The organism is Pseudomonas paraversuta (assembly GCF_904067025.1).
In the GTDB taxonomy this organism is placed as follows: domain Bacteria; phylum Pseudomonadota; class Gammaproteobacteria; order Pseudomonadales; family Pseudomonadaceae; genus Aquipseudomonas; species Aquipseudomonas paraversuta.
In genome coordinates, this window is the sequence record NZ_CAJFDA010000001.1 from 1,810,792 (window position 1) to 1,829,431 (window position 18,640).

The 18,640-nt window shown below is 54.5% G+C and carries 18 protein-coding genes and 1 tRNA gene; 8 read left to right on the plus strand and 11 right to left on the minus strand.

Features of this window, described 5'->3' with window-relative positions; translation table 11 throughout:
- Positions 1-68 precede the first annotated feature (68 nt).
- On the minus strand, positions 69-1,292 hold the full coding sequence (gene sstT / locus JQ848_RS08505; protein WP_003447338.1) for a serine/threonine transporter SstT: 1,224 nt from the start codon (positions 1,290-1,292) through the stop codon (positions 69-71).
- Positions 1,293-1,660: 368 nt separating this feature from the next.
- Here sstT and JQ848_RS08510 point away from each other — a divergent pair, with 368 nt between their 5' ends.
- The gene (locus JQ848_RS08510) at positions 1,661-2,818 is read left to right on the plus strand and encodes an MFS transporter (protein WP_003447339.1); all 1,158 of its coding nucleotides are present in this window, start codon (positions 1,661-1,663) and stop codon (positions 2,816-2,818) included.
- Here the strand turns inward: JQ848_RS08510 and nhaR are convergent.
- Positions 2,815-3,720, minus strand: coding sequence for a transcriptional activator NhaR (gene nhaR / locus JQ848_RS08515; RefSeq protein WP_003447340.1), 906 nt, complete (start codon positions 3,718-3,720; stop codon positions 2,815-2,817). The two genes, JQ848_RS08510 and nhaR, sit on opposite strands and share 4 nt — an antisense overlap.
- A gap of 129 nt (positions 3,721-3,849) precedes the next feature.
- Here nhaR and JQ848_RS08520 point away from each other — a divergent pair, with 129 nt between their 5' ends.
- Both JQ848_RS08520 and JQ848_RS08525 read left to right on the plus strand, forming a co-directional pair.
- On the plus strand, positions 3,850-4,089 hold the full coding sequence (locus JQ848_RS08520) for a hypothetical protein (RefSeq protein ID WP_010656136.1): 240 nt from the start codon (positions 3,850-3,852) through the stop codon (positions 4,087-4,089).
- Between the two features lie 30 nt (positions 4,090-4,119).
- A complete protein-coding gene (locus JQ848_RS08525) occupies positions 4,120-4,875 on the plus strand; it encodes a TerC family protein (protein ID WP_003447353.1) in 756 nt (251 codons plus the stop codon).
- 98 nt (positions 4,876-4,973) lie between these two features.
- Here JQ848_RS08525 and JQ848_RS08530 read toward each other — a convergent pair whose 3' ends face one another.
- Positions 4,974-5,141, minus strand: coding sequence for a hypothetical protein (locus JQ848_RS08530; RefSeq protein WP_003447354.1), 168 nt, complete (start codon positions 5,139-5,141; stop codon positions 4,974-4,976).
- Positions 5,142-5,364: 223 nt separating this feature from the next.
- On the opposite strand from JQ848_RS08530, the gene JQ848_RS08535 reads away from it, so the two are divergent.
- Positions 5,365-6,045, plus strand: coding sequence for a peptidase C39 family protein (locus JQ848_RS08535; protein ID WP_202210477.1), 681 nt, complete (start codon positions 5,365-5,367; stop codon positions 6,043-6,045).
- A 106-nt stretch (positions 6,046-6,151) separates the two neighbouring features.
- On the opposite strand, the gene JQ848_RS08540 is transcribed toward JQ848_RS08535, so the two are convergent.
- Positions 6,152-7,435, minus strand: coding sequence for an NAD(P)/FAD-dependent oxidoreductase (locus JQ848_RS08540; RefSeq protein WP_010656135.1), 1,284 nt, complete (start codon positions 7,433-7,435; stop codon positions 6,152-6,154).
- A gap of 184 nt (positions 7,436-7,619) precedes the next feature.
- Here JQ848_RS08540 and JQ848_RS08545 point away from each other — a divergent pair.
- A tRNA-Val gene (locus tag JQ848_RS08545) sits at positions 7,620-7,696 on the plus strand.
- Positions 7,697-7,805: 109 nt separating this feature from the next.
- Here the strand turns inward: JQ848_RS08545 and JQ848_RS08550 are convergent.
- The 4 genes from JQ848_RS08550 to JQ848_RS08565 all read right to left on the minus strand — a co-directional run bounded on the left by JQ848_RS08550 (position 7,806) and on the right by JQ848_RS08565 (position 11,772).
- Positions 7,806-8,942, minus strand: a complete 1,137-nt coding sequence (locus JQ848_RS08550) for a tyrosine-type recombinase/integrase (protein WP_003447357.1) — start codon at positions 8,940-8,942, stop codon at positions 7,806-7,808.
- Positions 8,942-9,175: a hypothetical protein gene (locus JQ848_RS08555; RefSeq protein WP_003447360.1), complete on the minus strand. Its 234-nt coding sequence runs from the start codon at positions 9,173-9,175 to the stop codon at positions 8,942-8,944. Before JQ848_RS08555 ends, JQ848_RS08550 begins: the two co-directional genes overlap by 1 nt.
- A gap of 550 nt (positions 9,176-9,725) precedes the next feature.
- A complete protein-coding gene (locus tag JQ848_RS08560; protein WP_003447362.1) occupies positions 9,726-9,998 on the minus strand; it encodes a hypothetical protein in 273 nt (90 codons plus the stop codon).
- A gap of 1 nt (position 9,999) precedes the next feature.
- Positions 10,000-11,772 (minus strand): S-type pyocin domain-containing protein, encoded by a 1,773-nt coding sequence (locus JQ848_RS08565; protein WP_003447363.1) that lies wholly within the window; start codon positions 11,770-11,772, stop codon positions 10,000-10,002.
- A 570-nt stretch (positions 11,773-12,342) separates the two neighbouring features.
- Between JQ848_RS08565 and JQ848_RS08570 the strand changes: the two genes are divergently transcribed.
- Positions 12,343-13,493 (plus strand): IS3 family transposase gene (locus tag JQ848_RS08570; RefSeq protein WP_088500423.1). Its coding sequence is split into 2 segments (ribosomal slippage): positions 12,343-12,577 and positions 12,577-13,493, totalling 1,152 coding nucleotides; the frame shifts between segments, so codons are not numbered across the junction.
- A 477-nt stretch (positions 13,494-13,970) separates the two neighbouring features.
- Positions 13,971-14,321 (plus strand): putative holin, encoded by a 351-nt coding sequence (locus JQ848_RS08575; protein ID WP_003447466.1) that lies wholly within the window; start codon positions 13,971-13,973, stop codon positions 14,319-14,321.
- Between the two features lie 124 nt (positions 14,322-14,445).
- On the opposite strand, the gene JQ848_RS08580 is transcribed toward JQ848_RS08575, so the two are convergent.
- Complete coding sequence (locus JQ848_RS08580; RefSeq protein ID WP_003447467.1) at positions 14,446-14,856, minus strand: helix-turn-helix domain-containing protein; 411 nt, start codon at positions 14,854-14,856, stop codon at positions 14,446-14,448.
- 710 nt (positions 14,857-15,566) lie between these two features.
- Here JQ848_RS08580 and JQ848_RS08585 point away from each other — a divergent pair.
- A complete protein-coding gene (locus JQ848_RS08585; protein ID WP_003447468.1) occupies positions 15,567-15,842 on the plus strand; it encodes an Ogr/Delta-like zinc finger protein in 276 nt (91 codons plus the stop codon).
- Positions 15,843-16,604: 762 nt separating this feature from the next.
- On the opposite strand, the gene JQ848_RS08590 is transcribed toward JQ848_RS08585, so the two are convergent.
- Entirely contained in the window at positions 16,605-17,639 is a 1,035-nt protein-coding gene (locus JQ848_RS08590) for an ABC transporter substrate-binding protein (RefSeq protein WP_127196751.1), read from the minus strand.
- 68 nt (positions 17,640-17,707) lie between these two features.
- Positions 17,708-18,481: a class II aldolase/adducin family protein gene (locus JQ848_RS08595; RefSeq protein ID WP_010656125.1), complete on the minus strand. Its 774-nt coding sequence runs from the start codon at positions 18,479-18,481 to the stop codon at positions 17,708-17,710.
- Positions 18,482-18,640 lie beyond the last annotated feature (159 nt).

The following is an 18,640-nucleotide window of genomic DNA, read 5'->3' on the forward strand; positions in this document are numbered from 1 at the left end:
GGAGCGAGGCTGCGATCGGGCAACCCCCGAACCGCGATACCTCGTCAGCGCTTACATCGCCGGCGTCATCAGGACGCCGGTTTTTCCTCGGCCATGCAGGCCGCCGCAGTAAAGAGTACGTCGGTGGACGAGTTCAGCGCGGTTTCGGCGGAGTCCTGCAGGATGCCGATAATGAAGCCCACGGCCACCACTTGCATGGCAATCTCGCTCGGGATGCCGAACAGGCTGCATGCCAGAGGGATCAGCAACAGCGAACCTCCCGCCACACCCGATGCGCCACAGGCACAAATGGCTGCCACCACGCTCAGCAAAATCGCGGTCGGAATGTCGACTGCAATGCCCAGGGTGTGAACTGCGGCCAGGCTCAAGACCGTGATGGTGATCGCGGCACCTGCCATGTTGATGGTCGCGCCCAGCGGGATCGATACCGAGTAGGTGTCTTCATGCAGACCCAGACGCTCGCTCAGTGCCATGTTCACGGGAATGTTGGCCGCCGAACTACGGGTGAAGAACGCGGTAATCCCGCTTTCGCGCAAGCACAGGAACACCAGCGGGTACGGGTTGCGGCGCAGTTTCCAGAACACGATCAACGGGTTCATCACCAGAGCCACGAACAGCATGCAGCCAATCAGCACGGCCAGCAGGTGCAGGTAACCCAGCAGGGCGCCGAAACCTGAACTGGCGAGCGTCGAGGCCACCAGGCCGAAAATCCCCAGTGGTGCAAAGCGGATGACCACGCGCACGATCAGGGTGACGCCATTGGACAGGTCGCTGAGTACGGTGCGGGTGGTATCACCGGCATGGCGAATGGCAATGCCCATGCCGATGGCCCAGGCCAGAATGCCGATGAAATTGGCGTTCATCAGCGCGCTGACCGGGTTGTCGACCACGCTCAGCAACAGGCTTTGCATGACTTCGCTGATCCCGCCCGGGGCAGCAATGGCGACATTTTCCGTCGCCAGTACCAGGTTAGAGGGGAACAGCATGCTGGCGATGACGGCCACGACGGCGGCGGCAAAGGTACCGAACAGGTAAAGCACCAGGATCGGGCGAATATGGGTTTCTTGCCCGTGCTTGTGGTTGGCAATGGATGCCATGACCAGCACAAACACCAGGATCGGCGCCACGGCTTTCAAGGCGCTGACGAACACCTTGCCGATAAAGGCCACCGAAAGTGCAGCAGCAGGCGCAAGCCAGGCCAGCAAAATACCGGCAATCAGGCCAATCATGATCTGGGTGACCAGGCTGGTGCGTGTGAGCTTTTGCAGCAGGGTAGGTGGAGCGTCAGTCATAAGGGTATCTCTAGTTGTTTTGGGCCGTGCACTGAACAACGTTGGAGCGATCTGCAACAAGCGGGCAGGCAGATCGATGTCGGTCGGCGGGTTAAAACCTGTTGAGTAAAGCAGGGTCGGCAGCTGAGGTTAATCACCCGTGCCGAGTGGTCTGTCCGGCAGAATCCTGGCGGGGGCGGACTTTAGCATAGTGCCGGAGGCGCTTCGCGCTTCAGAGGCAATCTGCCACACCCGCGCCTGCTCTTCTCTGCAGGGGAGCGCCGTGTTCTTGGGTTTACTCATTCTGTTACTATTGCCCATCCTCACTTTTCTTTAAACCGGCGGGCCTGTATTGGCTTTCGCTGGCGTTGCTGTTTCTGGAGCCCTCCATGCTGTTGCCCATCCTGCTGCTGTCTGCGGCCGGTTTTACCGTGCTCACCACCGAGTTCATCATTGTCGGCCTGCTGCCCGCAATTGCCCGCGATCTTGAGGTCAGCGTGCCCCAGGCCGGTTTGCTGGTGACCCTGTTCGCCTTTACGGTCGCGGCCCTGGGGCCGTTTTTGACCGCTTACTTTGCGCGTTTCAAGCGCAAGCCGCTGTTTATTACGATCCTGTTGATGTTCGCCTTCGCCAATACCCTCGCGGCGCTGGCCCCCAATATTTGGGTGATGGGCTTTGCACGGTTATTGCCGGCTTTGGGCTTGCCGGTGTTTTGGGCCCTGGCCAGCGAAACTGCGGTAGACATAGTAGGGCCGGAGTACGCCGGGCGGGCGATTGCCAAAATCGGTTTCGGGATTGTCTGCGCAACCGTATTCGGGATCCCGGTCGGCACCCTGATCTCCGATGCCTGGGGCTGGCGCAGTGCGTTCTCCATCCTCGCGGTGGTCGCACTGGCCAAGGCCTTGCTGCTGTGGCTGTACTTGCCGGCGACCCATGTGGTCAGGGCCAACGCCAGCCTGCGCTCGCAGCTGGGCATGTTGCGCAGCCCGCTGGTGATTGGCCATATCGTGCTGTCGGTGCTGGTGTTCAGCGGCATGTTTACGGCCTACACCTATCTGGCCGACATCCTGGAGCGTCTGGCGGGCTTTGATGGCACCCTGGTTGGCTGGTGCCTGATGGGCTTTGGCGCGGTGGGCTTGATCGGCAACTCGTTGGGCGGGCGCATGGTGGATCGTCATCCGCTCATCGCATCGATGGTGTTTAGCGCCTTTATGATCGGCGCGCTGCTGGCGTTGGTGCCGAGTATTCACTCTTCGCTGGCTCTGGCAGCGGCGCTGGCGATTTGGGGGATTACCCAGTCGGCGCTGTTTTTGGTCAGCCATGTCCGGCTGATGAAGATTGCGCCCCAGGCCCCTGCGTTTGCCGCGTCGTTGAATATTGCCGGGGGCAACCTGGGTATAGGTTTGGGGGCGATGGTCGGCGGCCGGGTGATTGACAGCTACGGCCTGGGCAGCCTGGGCCTGGCTGCCGCCGGTTTTATCCTGCTGTCGATCGTGCTCGCGCTGGTGCTGATGTCTGCAAAACCACGGGCCGCGGCCTGCGCTTAATCGCTGGCCGGGGTGAACAACTCGCGTCGAGCGCCCTCGGTAATTGCAACGATGCCAGGGTGCCGGCTCTTGCGCTCGACAGTGATGGCGTAAAACGATTCGGTGACCGCCTCGGTCTGGCCGATCAGCTCCACATCGAATTGGCGCATGACTTCCTGGGCGATCACGCTGGGGGCGATAAATACCCCGATGCCGGACTGGCCAAACGCTTGCATCAAGGCACTGTCATCGAACTCACCGACGATTCGCGGCTGGATTTTCTGTTCTGCCAGCCAGCGCAGCAAGCGGCTGCGGATCACGGTTTCAGGGCCGGGGATCAGCAGTGGGGCGCCGTTCAGACAATGGGGGAAGTTTTCCCCATAGTTGCGGGCCAGGGTGGCAGTGGCAAAAAAACTGATGCCGCATTCCCCCAGCTTTTGGCTCAAGCCTTTGATATCGAGGTGGGAGGGCATCGGGCTGTCGGAAATCACCAGGTCCAGACGTTGAATGGCCAGATCTGCCAGGAGCCGGTCGAGCTTGTCTTCGCGGCAGGTAATGCGGATCGGCTTGTCCAGCTCCATGGTGGGAGCGATCAGGCGATAAACAATCGACTTGGGCACCACATCGGCCACACCCACCCGGAACAGAATCTGCTGCTCCTTGGGGGCCATGCGCAGCATGCTTTGCAGGTCGTTGCCGAGCTGAAAAATCTGCTCGGCATAAGGCAGGACCTGACGCCCGGTCTCTGTCAGTTCCAGCTGGCGACCGACCCGGCGAAATAACGGCAAGCCGTAGGTGTCTTCCAGCAGGCTTATTTGCCCGCTGATGGTTTGCGGGGTGAGGTTCAATTGCTCGCAGGCTCGAACAATGCTGCCGGTTTTGGCGACCACCCAGAAGTAATGGAGCTGGCGATAGTTAAGCATGCTGAATACTTCGTAAAAATCGAAGTATAGCCCTTAAAAATACGAATTTTCCTGAAGTATTTATCTCTCTAGAATCCCGCGTTATTCGCGAGCCATGCAGTGGGCCGCCGTTTTAGAGAGGAAAGCGAGATGAACATGAAGAAAGCAGGTGCATTGGCATTGGTAGCAGCAGGCCTGCTACTGCTGGGCGGTTGTGATCAGGCGGAAAAAGCGGCGCAACAAATGTTGAGCAAAACCGCTGAAACGGCCAAGCAGGCGATTGATGACACCCACAAGGCGGCAGAACAGGCACTCAGCGAAGCCACCGGCTCTCAGGTGGAAAAAGAACAGCCTGAGCAAGAACGCAAAGAGTCGTCCCAAGCGATTTAACTTGTCTTAAACCAGAGTCAGAACACACCTATGGAATATCTTTTACAACTGGCTGCCAGCCCCGCAGCCTGGGTCGCGCTGGCCACGTTGATCGTGATGGAAATCGTGCTGGGCATCGATAACCTGATCTTTATCTCGATTTTGACCAACAAGCTGCCTGAGGCGTATCGCACCAAGGCGCGCCGTATCGGGATTGGCATGGCGTTGATCCTGCGTCTGGGCCTGCTGGGCACTATCGCTTACATCGTGCAACTGACGACGCCCGTGTTTGAAGTGCTGGGCCAGGCTTTCTCCTGGAAAGACATGATCCTGATTGCCGGTGGTCTGTTCCTGGTGTGGAAGGCGACCAGTGAAATCCACCACAGCATGAGCCCTGAGGTCGAGGATAAAACCACCGGCGTCTCGTCCAAGGTGGCGCTGGGCTTTGCGGCTGCTATCGGGCAAATCTTGATGCTGGACCTGGTGTTCTCCATCGACAGCATCATTACTGCGGTGGGCATGACCGAGCACTTGCCGATCATGGTGATTGCCGTAGTGGTGGCGGTGCTGGTGATGTTGCTGGCTTCGGAGCCTCTGGCCAAGTTCATCAATGAGAACCCGACCGTGGTGATGCTGGCGCTGGCCTTCCTGATCATGATCGGCATGACCCTGATCGCTGAAGGCTTTGGTGCTCATGTACCCAAGGGCTATGTATATGCCGCGATGGCATTCTCCGCCACGGTGGAAACCCTCAACATTGTGGCGCGGCGGGTTCGGGAAAAACGCCAGGCTGCTCTGCTGAAGTAATCTGCAGCTGTAACTCAAAGGCCGTCCACCCTGTGCAGGGGGACGGCCTTTTTTGTGGCAGGTTTTTTTGTCGCGGTCACAACCAGACGTCAACCGCCCTAGTGGGCGTTTGCAGTGCCAGTCACGGGTTTTTCAGGCGGGACTTGCAGCTTGGGCTGTACCTGCGGGTGATGATGACGGCTGATGCGCATCAGTCCCCAGAGCATTGCGGCGGCAACGGCCAGCCAGCCGGTGATTAGCAGGATAATGGTCAATGTCGGGCTCATCAGTGCCTCCTTTGCCCACAATGGGCACAAACACACACTAAGCAACTGACAGTCTAGCGCGGGTAGTGTTGCAGTCTATTGACCAAAGGTCGTGCTGGACCAACTGATTTGTTCTATCCCGGTGATCTCGCTGGAGCTTAAGGCTATACCTGCGCTTGATGGCATCCTATGATCGACGGCCATGCCGGGCCTCGGGGCCGGTGCTCATTCAAAGCGAGGGAATATGCAGGCAGTGACGGGATCAAGATCGGTGCGGCTGTGGTTGCTGGCGGTACTTGCGCTGGCGGTGGTGGGGTGTGCCAGTGTCGAGCCGCCTGAGCTTCGTCGCCTGCCGGAACGGGTCGAACTCAATGGCGTGCCATTTTTTCGCGGCAATGCCAATCAAAGTGGTCCGCAGGTGCTGGCCAGCATGTTTGGCGAGCAGCGCATCAGAATTACCCCGGGCCTGCTGCTCAAACCATTGAAGCTACCGGATGCCGAAGCATCCCTGCAAGACAACATGCAGCAACTGGCGGCGGGGTACGGGTTACTGGTGTATCCATTGGACACCTCCCTTTCGGCGCTATTGGCCCAGGTGGCTGCGGGTTATCCGGTGATGCTGCGCTTCAGCGACGGTACAGTCTGGTCTGAACCGCGCTACGCAATGTTGGTGGGTTATAACCGCACCAAGCACACCGTGCTGTTGCGTGCCGGTATGGAGCGGCGACGGCTCATGGACTTCAACAAGTTTGAGTCGGCCTGGAAAGATGCCGGAGGCTGGGCGGTGCTGATTCTGTCGCCCGAGCAACTGCCGGCCAATGTCGACAAGGCGCGCTGGTTGAAAGCGGCCAACGACCTGTCCCGCTCGGGTCAGGAGCAGGCTGGAGCCCGGGCCGTCAAAGCCCTGGAGAACTCGGGGAAATAACGGTCACAACCATCGTCTGGGAGGCGGGCTGGCCCGCGATGGCCTCACGGGGGCCATCAGCGTCTGCATCGCCGGCCAGCCAGCTCCCCGGGTTGCACAAGGTAAATTAAAAGCCGTACTTGTCACGCAGGCTGTAGTACCACGCCCCCAAAGCGGTCAGCGGTGTACGCAACAGCTGGCCGCCGGGGAAAGGGTAGTGCGGAAGATCGGCGAAGGCATCGAAGCGCTCGGCCTGGCCGCGCAAGGCTTCGGCCAGCACCTTGCCGGCCAGATGGGTATATGTCACCCCGTGACCGCTGCAACCCTGCGAGTAATAGATGTTGTCACCGATCCGGCCCACCTGGGGTAGACGCGAAAGAGTCAGCAGGAAATTGCCGGTCCACGCGTAGTCGATCTTCACATCCTTGAGTTGCGGAAAGGCTTTCAGCATCTTCGGGCGAATAATCGCCTCGATATTGGCCGGGTCTCGCGCGCCATACACCACTCCGCCGCCGAAAATCAGGCGCTTGTCCCCCGACAATCTGTAGTAGTCGAGCAAGTAGTTACAGTCTTCGACGCAATAGTCTTGTGGCAGAAGGGTCTTGGCCAGCTCATCACTCAAGGGCTCGGTAGTGATCACCTGAGTGCCGCATGGCATCGATTTGGCTGCCAGCTCGGGCACCAAATTACCCAGATATGCGTTACCGGCAACGATGATGAATTTGGCGCGGACCTTGCCTTGAGGCGTATGCACCACCGGGTTGGCGCCGCGCTCAATGCGGATGGCCGGTGATTGCTGGTAAATCGTACCGCCCAGTGACTCAACGGCTGCGGCTTCGCCGAGAGCCAGGTTGAGTGGATGAATATGGCCGCCACTCATGTCCAGCAGCCCGCCCTGATACTGGTCACAGGCGACCACTTCACGAATCCGGCGCTGATCCAGCAGCTCCAGTTGCGTATTGCCATAACGCTCCCAGAGCTTCTTCTGGGCTTCCAGATGACCCATCTGCTTGGCAGTGATGGCGGCAAACACGCCGCCGTCTTTCAAGTCGCACTGAATTTGATATTTGGCCACCCGCTCGCGGATGATCTTGCTGCCCTCAAACGCCATTTGCCCCAACAGCTGCGCCTGCTTGGCCCCCACCGTCCGCTCGATGACATCAATGTCACGGCTGTAACTATTAACAATCTGCCCGCCGTTGCGACCAGACGCGCCGAAACCGACCTTTGCGGCTTCCAGAACCGTGACCCTGAACCCGTTCTCCAGCAAAAACAGCGCGCTCGACAGCCCGGTATAGCCAGCGCCGATGACACAGACGTCAGTCTCGATCTCCTCCTGCAGGGCGGGGCGTTCGGGAACCGGATTGGCAGAAGCTGCATAGTAAGACTGGGGGTAGGGGGTGTTCGACATTCTGCAGCCTCTGTTTAATATATTTGACGAGTAAGGGCGATGCTACCTGAGTTGAAATCCAGCGGCTAGCCACCTGCGGAAGCGGTTTTTTACGTCTCCTATAAATAATTCGACTATTCATAGAGTTAGCTGCAAAAAAGGTGTTGACACCCCTCCGCAAATCTATAGAATGCGACCCCACAGCAGGCACGTAGCTCAGTTGGTTAGAGCACCACCTTGACATGGTGGGGGTCGTTGGTTCGAGTCCAATCGCGCCTACCAAACAAAATCCGCTCTGCTGGGCGGTCTAGAAGGGCTCACCGAAAGGTGGGCCCTTTTTTGTTGTCTGCGATTTGCAAAACTTTTGCAAAACTTTTGCAAAACCGCCACCTCAGAACGCCAAATCAGCTCCCACCTCCAGGTACTCGATACCTTTCTCTGTGTGCCCGTCCTGATAGTGTTTGGTCATCTTCGCGTCCGCATGACCCATCAGCGCCTGGATGTATTCCTGCGGGAAACTCTGCTGCTCGTACAACCAGGCACCCAAAGCGCGGATCTCGTGAAAGGTGGGTCGTTCGGTAGTCGGAATATGGTCATACGCATGCGCCGCGTCCCTGGCCTTGCTGAACTCGTTGCTCAGATAGTTGGGAGTGACAGAGGTCCAGTGATCCTTGGCGGCTATCTGCTCACGCCTTCTTGCCTTGGGCCTGTAATGGATTAGGTAGGGCGAAGCCACAGGAGAGCGCATGCACTCGCTCACAACCTCTCGTAGAGCCTTGCCCATCTTGATCTGCAAGTGAACAGGGTTGTCATAGCCCTGGGTTTTGCCGGGCGACACCTTAATCGTGTTGTTTTCAAGGTCCACCGAAGACTTGAGCCACGAAACGATATCGTCACGCCGCTGCAGACTGGCCAGTGCCAGGCGTATGGCGCGTTTCAGCCAGATCGGCGTGGTGTCCGCGTCCACAATCGTCATCAGGCTCACCAGCGTGTGTCGCTGACGCTTCTTCTCGGCTTCCTTTTTGATCAGTGTCAGCTCGGCCACGTTGCGCTCAGCCAAGCCTTTGGCCACCGCGAAGGCAAAAACCTGGATCAACAAACCGCGGTGCTTGGTGTAAGCGTTGTTGCTGAAACCGTCCAGGTACTCCGCGATGCTAAGTACATCGAGCTGGCCGACCAACTGATCCCCCAAGTCCTGCCGGTAGCGCTCAAGCTTGAACTGGATTTCAACCAGAGTACGGGCGGCATAGCCGCGGTCTTTCAGCCATTCGGCCTCAAAGCGCTCGACCAGGTTGCGCATCGTGGGCAGGCGATCTCCTGTCAGGATCATGAGCAACTCACCGTCACCGGCCATCACAGGGGCCAGCTTTGCATTGGCTGCCCTGGCCAGCTTGATGGCGTCCTCCAGCGGGCGGTTGATGCTGGTCATCAGGCCGGTGATGGGGTTGCGGTACCGCCAGTATTTGCCGTTGGGGTAGAGGTTGGGGGGAAGTTTGCGGTTTTTGATTGTGCGAGGCCGAGAAGCCATTACCCAAGCTCCAGCATTTGAGCGAGCAGCGGATCGCTCGACCCCATAATTGCGGCCTGCAGGTCTACGAAATACATCCCGCCTTTTACCTCTCCCAACACTTCGCCTTCCTCTATCCATTTTTTGAGTTGTTGCAGGCTAGGCTTGCCGCCTGCGTAGCGCAGCTTTCTGAATTCACTGGCCTCCATTAAGCGTGGGAGGCGGGCAGTGATCTGGGCAATGATCTTTGCCATGTTGATTCCATTCTCTGGGGGGAGTTTATGAAGTGAGTGGATTCTTTCGGAAAGCCCAGTCGTGGCCGCACTGACGACAGCGGCCGAGTAGGCGCCCTGTTGCTTTAAGTTTATCCGTAGAGCTGACGGTGCTGATCTTGCCGGCAAGCACCTCGTAGCTGACTAAGTTGATGAATTCTTCGTTAATCTGAAAGTACCGCCCGCCGCAACGGGTGCATCGGGCGTCGATACGTTCGCCAATATTTTTTGTAAGCATAGAGATGGCTCCATATCGCCCACAGGCGGCAGTGCCTGGTGGAGTTGGCTAAATATCTTGTCATTTGTTCGAGGGTTTCTCGGATGTAAAAGTTAAAGCTCTGTAGCGTGTGTTGCGGATTATTTGGCCGTGCACTGGGAAAGGAAGTTTGGTTTGATATGTTTTTAAAATGGTTTTTGGTTGTTTTGGGTTGCGTGAAAAATAAAAGCACAAAGTGTGCTAGGTTTTTTGGTGGTGTGAATTATAAAGTTAAAGAAAACCCAGAGTGTCTGGGTTTTCTTGGGAGCGTGCTATTTACTTGATGGGGTGTTTTTTCTTGGTAATGAATGCTGGCTCTTTCCAGTTAGGCCCTTTTCTGTAGCCTCCGTCTGCATGCTCAATCAAGCCTTCCAGCGTCATGGCCTCAACGAGCTTTAAGAGTTCAACATTGTTAGAGATATTTGCCCAGTTATTTCTGCTGTAAAGTCTATCCAGAGCAGGGTATGAGATAATTTTTTCATTTCTAGTGGCGAAAAGAATAACGTCTCGTGGGCTTTCTGCAATAACTACTTCATTAATGTCGTTCATTTTATTCTCCGTATACTTGTTTATTTTCAGCAGTTATTGCATCTGGTGTATAGAATAAATCAGAAGAATCTTTGAGTTTGAAGTCTTCTAGAGTTGCAGAGTGAGCGTTATTCCATACGTTTCCTTCAATGCCGTCGGCAACCCCAAGAGACCTGTATCGCTCAAGCTCCCTCAGTTCGTGCGTGTAAAAGCGTTTGTCGACGTCAGTGATAGCAATTTCGCCTTTTAGGATTTTTCCGAGACGCTCAATCATGATTTTATTAGCATCTGAGGGGGCGAATCGCCCCGTATGCAGTTTTACCAGATTTATGCCGGTTTTTGTGACCGAAGCTTTCTTCCAGTCGAGATTTTGGGTTGGGCCACCAGCTTTGTCAGGGTTGTACATGCGTCCGCTGTGCTGGCCTTTGGTGGTTGCACCATCATAGGGGGAGCTAAACACTGCATAAATAGGCTGCAGTCCAGAGTCGACTGGGAAGCAATAAATACAATCTTGAAGATCCAATTGGTCGACAGCTGGCAAGGCTTGAGCTTTTACCTCAATTGGAGTCAGCGTCAAGCCGGTGTAAACGGGGACATCAATGGGGGTTATAGGCGTTGTTGAGGAGCTGTTGCTTGGCGAGGCAATAGGGAATACTAAGATGCGTGGTGGGGTACTCGTCGTGGTGAAGGTGTAAGCATTTAGCGCCCTGTCGAGCGTCAGAAGTCTTACAGGGACATTTGGCGATACTCCGCCACTGGCTTGTGTAGCAATGACCGAATACTTTGTAGAATCTCCGTAAATTCGATACGGAACTTTCACAGTTCCCTTTGCCAATGCGACCTTTAACCATTTTGCAGCAAGATTTTTAGTCGGATGATTGACAAGAATGCTTGCGGGGAGTGTCAGAGTAGTTTTTGCGCGGTCTGGTGGGTAAAGATCGCTATTACCAAGGTTGGATGGCCAAAACAATGTGGCAAACGGAATCCATCGACTCGCTACACTTGCAGTGGTTTCCAAGGTCGCAGCGCGCTTCAGTGATTCAAATAATGCTACAGCGGCTTTCAAGACTGCATCCAGTGTCAGCGTCGAGCCTGGTGATAGAGCAACAGATCCCGCCATTGCACTCAGTTGAGCGGCTCCGGTCGCTGTAATAGTGGAGGTATTAAGCAAAAGTGATAGTGCTGTGGATTTAGCTTCAAGTTGATCAATAAGTTGAGCAATGATTTTGGCGTTCTTAGCCGCTCTGTAAGAAGATTCGTAGCTATTTAGTATTTCATTGGTGCGTACAGGGAACTCACGAATAACAAGCCCCATAGATTTAATACCAATATCTGACCGTTGCGACTTGGAAAGTACCAGGGGGTCTCCCCCAGAGAAAGTGTTAGCGATTCTGATGGTGGCTTCGAGGTTCTGTTTTCGCGAACTGATGAGATTTTCGATAATCGTTTTATTGCCTGCAAGGCTTTGTGGGGTTTTGGTGTTGCTGGTACCTGCCGCAGCGAGATCTTGCTTAACCAGAGTATTCAGTGGGGTAGTGGATTTTGCATAAATTGCTTCAACATGATCTTGTACTAGTTGGAGTTGCTGAATTATGCGCCCGCGCAGATAATGTAGGTTCAGCCCTGCTGTCATCTGACTAAGTTCGGTTTGGCTCATGCCTCTCCATTCGCTACCAAAGTTGCTTGTGGTTCCTATATTTCCTCTTCCTTTCATACTCATGCTTGTGCCGCCTGCCATTCCATCCATACCAACGGGTGGTTCATTAGCAACAATATGAAGTGCAGCAATTTCCATAATGGATTCCTATAAGAAAGGGGGTTACTTTGTTTTTTGGGTCTTGTAAGGATTGATGCTTTTTTTTGAATTTGTTGTTCGTGTGTCCTTATATTGCGGTTCCTACGTTTGGGAGGTCGCTGCATGAATTGTGTATCGATGCATATTCGATATGTTGTAGTTAGGATTGGGTGCGGCGAAAGTTATGTTTTACGGATCTGTTAATTCGACTTATCTGTGAACACCATAAAATATGATGACGGTCATTATTGTTTCGATGCGTAATGCCCAAATGCGAAGTTGTTTCCCCCGCTTGGCTTGACGATAAAGCGAGGTGCCAAGGCGGGTGGGGGGGTAGCTTTTGATAGAGCTCGGCAGTGGCCTGCCGTGTGCGTTCGCGCAACCCCTCAAGAATTGCGCGGCGCTATGCATTGTCGATCCTCGGCAGAGTTGCGGTCATTCGTCAGTACTCAGGCATTGCGCTGACACCTATGGGGGCGCGATGGAGTGCTAAGGAATAAACGCAAGATGAATCGCCCCTAGTTTCGTAGACACCTCCAAGCCTTAAAATGAGGCCCATTAGGAGGTGCCATGAGCAACCAGCGATATCCCGAAGAATTCAAAATCCAGGCGGTCAAACAAGTGACCGAAAAGAAGCTTCCTGTCTCGGAGGTGGCTGCACGATTGGGTGTGTCCGTGCACAGCCTCTATGCCTGGGTTAAGCGCTACACCAAGCCCCAGGAACAGCGCGTTGAGGAGGATGATCAGAGCGCTGAGGTTCGTCGTCTACGGGCCGAGCTGAAACGGGTGACGGAGGAGCGAGACATCTTAAAAAAGGCCGCCGCGTACTTTGCCAAGGAGTGCGGCTGAAGTACGCCTTTATTAAGCAGCAAGCGGGTCATTACGCGATTCGACGGCTTTGCCTGACGCTCAAGGTTCATCCCAGCGGCTACTACGCGTGGCTATCAGAACCAAAATCTGCGCGAGCCAAGGACGATCAGCGACTGCTTGGACTGATCAAACACTCCTGGTTGGAAAGCGGTGGTGTTTATGGCTATCGCAAGATCCATGATGACCTGCGAGAGGTTGGTGAGAGCTGTGGCCGTCACCGGGTAGCTAGGTTGATGCGCCTTGAAGGTTTACGTTCTCAGACTGGGTATCGACGGAGGCCGGGAAAATATGGCGGTAAACCAGCCGTTGCCTCACCGAACTTACTGAAGCGCCAATTCGATGTCAGAGAACCCAACAAAGTCTGGGTCACAGACATTACCTACATCCGAACATATGAAGGCTGGCTGTATTTGGCCGTGGTGCTCGATCTGTTTTCACGCCAGATCATTGGTTGGTCAATGAAGTCGCAGATGACCAGCGACGTAGCCATTGATGCACTGCTGATGGCGGTTTGGAGACGTAAGCCGAAGCAAGAGGTGATGATCCACTCGGATCAAGGCAGTCAGTACAGCAGCTCAGACTGGCGAAGCTTCTTGAAAGCTAACAACCTGGTAGCCAGCATGAGTCGTCGAGGTAACTGCCACGACAACGCTGTGGCGGAGAGCTTTTTCCAGCTGCTAAAGCGGGAGCGGATCAAGCGTAAAATCTACACTACACGCCAGGATGCTCGGGATGATGTGTTCGATTACATCGAGATGTTTTACAACCCAAAACGACGCCACAGTTTCAACAATCAGCTGTCACCGGTAGAGTTTGAAAAGCGTTACGCAGCGAGCCTGGAGAGTGTCTAGGAAACCTGGGGCGATTCAGCATTTGTATAAAGTCGGGTGCCGGCTCGAGGTTCATGGGCATGGGCAGGAACTGCCGGAGGCGCGCCAGCTATTAATGTCGACGCCGAGAAGCGCCCGTTCTTTGGACAGCGGGGTAAACAGGCATAGTGCCCGTGCCTATCGTGTAAGAAGTAGCAATGCCCGCAGGGTACTGACGCGTTGGCCTGGCCTCGTTCTTCACGGGTATGTGTTTTGCCGGGCGGCGGTCAGGCTCTTGTGGTCGACGCTTTTACAGTTTTGCAACATTGCCCCGGTCAGGCTTTTAAAGCATGCTTTTTTCTATTGGTTTTACAGGTTTCAAGAGGGATATTAATGTGCGCCTGAATAATGTGCTCCGGGTCTGAAAATAGAATGTTCGATCCAGGATGTTGGGTGTTTGCGAGAAAGTTACGAGCTTTAGATGGTCTCGAAAAGATTTGGCCTCAGGAGTATTTCATAATGGATGAATCTTCATTCAAGGAGCTGGTTGAACTCAGTGCCAGGTGCTGCGGATGCATAGTATCGGGAATAGATATCGAGGTCATGATTGGTGCAGCGCTAGGAGCCTGGCTAATTATGAGCGGCAAAAGGAATTCCAGTATCAGGCAGCGTCTCACCACTCTTTTTTTATCAGCAGGGGCCGGTTATATATTTGCACCGATGGCCATGGAAATCGCTCCCGTATTCACCGCTGGAGGTGCTGCATTCGGTTGTGCCTTGATTGTGGTTCCCATCGGGATCAAGGTGAATGTCTGGGTGAGGCAAGCGGACCTCCCTGAACTCATCAAGCGGCTGCGAGGAGGGCGATAAAATCCAGCATGATGCGCAGCGAGATCCGTTGCTTTTCCCGGTGTTTCAAAACGCCTGATTACTGAAGCGCCGCAATACACTATTGACAGGCCTGCAGCATGAATACATTCAATCTGTACCCGGGTTAGTTGCTGGTTATGTGGTTAGACAACAGCCTATCGATATCATGTATGCGCTGTTCCAGTTCTCGAAAGCGTTTGCGCTCCAGAATAATGTTTTTTATATGCAGACGATCATCTTCATTTACAGAGCGGAACAGGGTAATTAGAGAATCTTCTGCGGGACTTAAGCGCGACTCCAGCACAGCGCTCTCCGGGGTGTGGGTACGCCGGATAGGGCCTTGTCCGGTGAGTAGCCAGTCAATCGATACTCCCAAATGGGACGCTAAAGATATCAAAGCATCTGACCGCGGGTCCCGTGCGCCACTGACCCAATTTTGTAGCGAGCTATAGGGGATTTCACATAACATCGCAGCATCCTTTAGCGACAGGTTACTCAGTTCGATTGCTAATCTAATTCTATTTTCAATACCCATTTGGGGCTCCTTCCTTGACATAATCTCAATTGGGCATGTAGCTTTGATATTACTAAGGACTACACGGTATTTAGCAAGCGCGAGCGCATGCACAAGCACTATCGTCGAGATGGTTGGTCAGTGCTTACACAACAAGGATAGCAGGGACGCTATAAGTAGAGGTTCAATAGTCTGTGAGTACTAAAGCGAAGTGTTGTATCGAGCGAAATAAAATACCTTTTGTTATGTATTCTGCCGAAACTGCAAAAAACACAATAAGAAAACTCCTAAAAACTCATTTGTATAAGATGAATTTCTTTACAGTAGTGCCTGGCTCTGGATGGATGGTCAGTGTTGTTTTCGGGTTTGTTGCGCTTCGTCAAACTTTGGTGACTGTACGCGATTTAAAATGGTTGTTTAGTGGTTGTGTGGATAGCGCTGAACGTATCAAGCGATACTTGCAAAATCAAGTTCCGGGCTATTTCGGTCAATGCCGATGTTTAATCGGATCAGGTGTCATCAAGTGATCAATAACTAAGTGGTTTGGAGGCTAGGGTATGGGGTGTCTGGATTTTGCTCCGTGGGGCGGGAAAGTCATGTGCAGTTTAGCAGGTGTGTTGATGGGAACTGCTGTGGGGGGGTAGCAAGGTGTGTTATTACCAATAAGTTTGATTCCTAATTAGAGCTTCAGCCGCGACCAATAATTATTTCTTCAATATGGATTTTTGAATATGAGTGCCTATAAACTGGTTTGCCCCCATTGTTCCAACAAAATGCGCATACGTACTAGCGAAGGGCGACATATTTTTTTGCGCATTGCCTATCTGCAATGCGTGTTTGAGGGCTGCGGATGGTCGGTCAGGGCCGAGTTTGAAATGACCCACGAGATGAGTCCAAGTGGTATGGCCAATCCTTCCGTCAAGCTACCCATCGCAGACGGTGCGCTTCGTCGTACAGCAATGAAGCCTGAGGCGCCTCTTCCAAGGGGCAATAAAAAGACGAGTTAGATCAATAGCAAAACCTTGACCTGGCAGCGAGGTGGAAACAGCGGCATCAGGCGCTGCTTTCCCTGTGTAACTCAAACTATCCGTTCAATGGGCGCCCTTCAAACTATCCACTCTATGGGGCGTCCTTATTGCAGCGGGATATGGAGTGCTTATCCGTCCCTCTCTCCAGTCGTACAGATGAATTAGCGGTATTAAAAATACCTCTACTCTATAGCGACGCTTGTATAACGCTATACCCTGCAGGTTGTACACCACTCCAGGATTTTTGAATCTGTCAGGCCTGCGCGCGCCTACTGCCCGACCATTTTTCTTGCTTCGTAATGCCTTGTCTTTCGCAAGGGCCTGGCCTGCAGCTGGCGATATATTTTTACTTCGCAAGTGCTTGGGCATCATCCCATGCTGCAATGATGGGGCTCGCAACAGATACCCTTGTATGTTTATTGTCTATCGTTTTTTAATTGACTCTTTTTATATTGAAAGACGTTTAAGGTTATCCCGCGGGTGCGCAGGCAGTAACTGCCCTGTGTTGTCTGCTCCTCAACGTGGAGATAACACTTGGCATGCCTCAACGTAGCGTAGGGCTACTGACCACACCTGCTTGGGCAAGCTGTGCTGTTTATGGGGGGGATCGGTTCATCCCCGCGCTGCAGTGGATATTGCCAGTCTGACCGGCCCTTTCCCGGGTCGATCAGATGCCTGGCTTTGGAACTCCGCTCTGCCGTTTGACCGACATGCCGGAGCTGGCGGGGCAGCGGCGCGGGATCAGTGGGTTTTAGCCACCCAGGCGTTGAAGCGCTGTTCCAGCTCTTCGCCATGATCGACCCAGAATCCATTGTTCATGGGCATTGCCTGCGCCAGGTTTGACGGGGCGGTGTTCAGGCGTGCTGCCAGGGCGGGATCAAGCAGGGCTGCGGTATGCAGACTGGTCGAACCATAACCCAGGGTCGCGGTATGGATCTTCTGGTTTTCCGGGCGCAAGGAGAAACTGATGAACTGCTCCGCGACGGCTTTGTTCTTGCTGCCTTTTGGGATAGCCCAGGAGTCGATGGCATAGATGCTGCCGTTCCAGACGATCTTGACCGGGGCTCCGGATTCCTGGGCCGAGAACACGCGACCATTGAAGGCGGTGCTCATGACCACATCACCGCTGGCCAGGAACTGCATTGGCTGCGCGCCTGCTTCCCACCATTGAAGCTGGGACTTGATCTGATCCAGTTTGCGGAATGCGCGATCCACACCTTCTTTGCTGCCAAGTACTTTGTAGATATCGGCATAGTCCACGCCATCGGCCATCAAGGCGATTTCCAGGGTGTACTTGGCTCCTTTGCGCAGGCTGCGCTTGCCGGGAAACTTCTGCACATCCCAGAAATCCTTCCAGCCAGTGGGCGCAGCACTCAGTTTGTCGCTGTTGTAAGCCATAGCCATGGACCAGACCAGCAAGCCGGCACCGCATTCCGAGAATGTGCCGGGCACGAAGTCTTCGGCCTTGCCCAGTTGCGCGGCATCCAGTGGCTCGAACATGCCTTCATCGCAACCGCGAATCAGTTCCGGTGCTTCGACCTGAACCACGTCCCAGTTGACGCTGTCGGTATCGACCATGACCTTGATTCGGCCCATTTCGCCGTTGTATTCCCCGGCTATCAGTTGGTTGCCGGTGGCTTTTTCAAAGGGTTTGTAGAAGGCTTGCGACTGCACATCCTTGCTGACGCCGCCGAACGAAATCACGGTTATTTCGCTGGCCATGGCACTCGACGCCACGACGGCGAGCAACAGGGTTCCAATGGCTTTGCTTTTCATGTCTACCTCTAGGATTGTTGGTTTTGGCAGATGTAGAAGAATCACTGGCGGTGTCTGGCGCTCGCCGCTCAGGTGCGATAATCCACCGGGTCACCGGCGATGAGACGCAGGGCCGAGGTCCAGGCAAGTTGGTGCAGCTGCTGGTCGATTTCGTCATCGGACTGTTGCGCGGTCAATTCGCATACGGCCTCTGAGGGCAAGCGCAATGCCTGTCCACCGGCCAGTGCCTGCACCTGGGCCTGGCAAGCGCGTTCCAGGAAGTAGATCTGGTTGAAGGCTTCAGCGATGCTGCGTCCGGCCGCCAGCAGCCCGTGGTTGCGCAGGATCATCGCCATGTGCGGTCCCAGGTCGGCCACCAGCCTGGCGCGTTCATCGGGGTTCAAAGAGATGCCTTCATAATCATGGTAAGCCAGGCGCCGGTAGAACTTCAGGGCATGCTGGCTGATCGGTAACAAGCCGTTTTCCTGGGCGGATACGGCGATACCTGCCGAGGTATGGGTGTGCACCACGCAATCGATATCCGGGCGCGCCCCATGGATCGCCGAATGAATATTGAAGCCGGCACGGTTGACACTGTCGGCCCCGCGCCAGGGATCGAGGACATTGCCTTGATGATCGATTTTGATCAGATCCGAGGCGCGCATTTCGTGGAACAGCACCCCATAGCAATTGATCAGGAAGTGGCCGTGTTCACCTGGAACCCTGGCGGAGATGTGGGTGTCGATCAGATCGGTCATGCGCAAATGCGCGAGCAGGCGGTAGAGCGCTGCCAGGTCACAACGGGTTTGCCACTCTTGTGCGCTGATCTGGCTGCGGTCGATTTGCAGGGGGGTATCGTGCATGGCGGTTCCAGGTTCGTGGTATGTTCTGCCGATAAATCGATCGGCCATGCCCCGATCCTGACGTAGTGCCCTGCTGGCGACCAGACACACAACAGGCCTTATGACGGCATCACTGTTATGGTCTTTTTACCAGTACACCAGCCTGCCCAAACCTTGCTT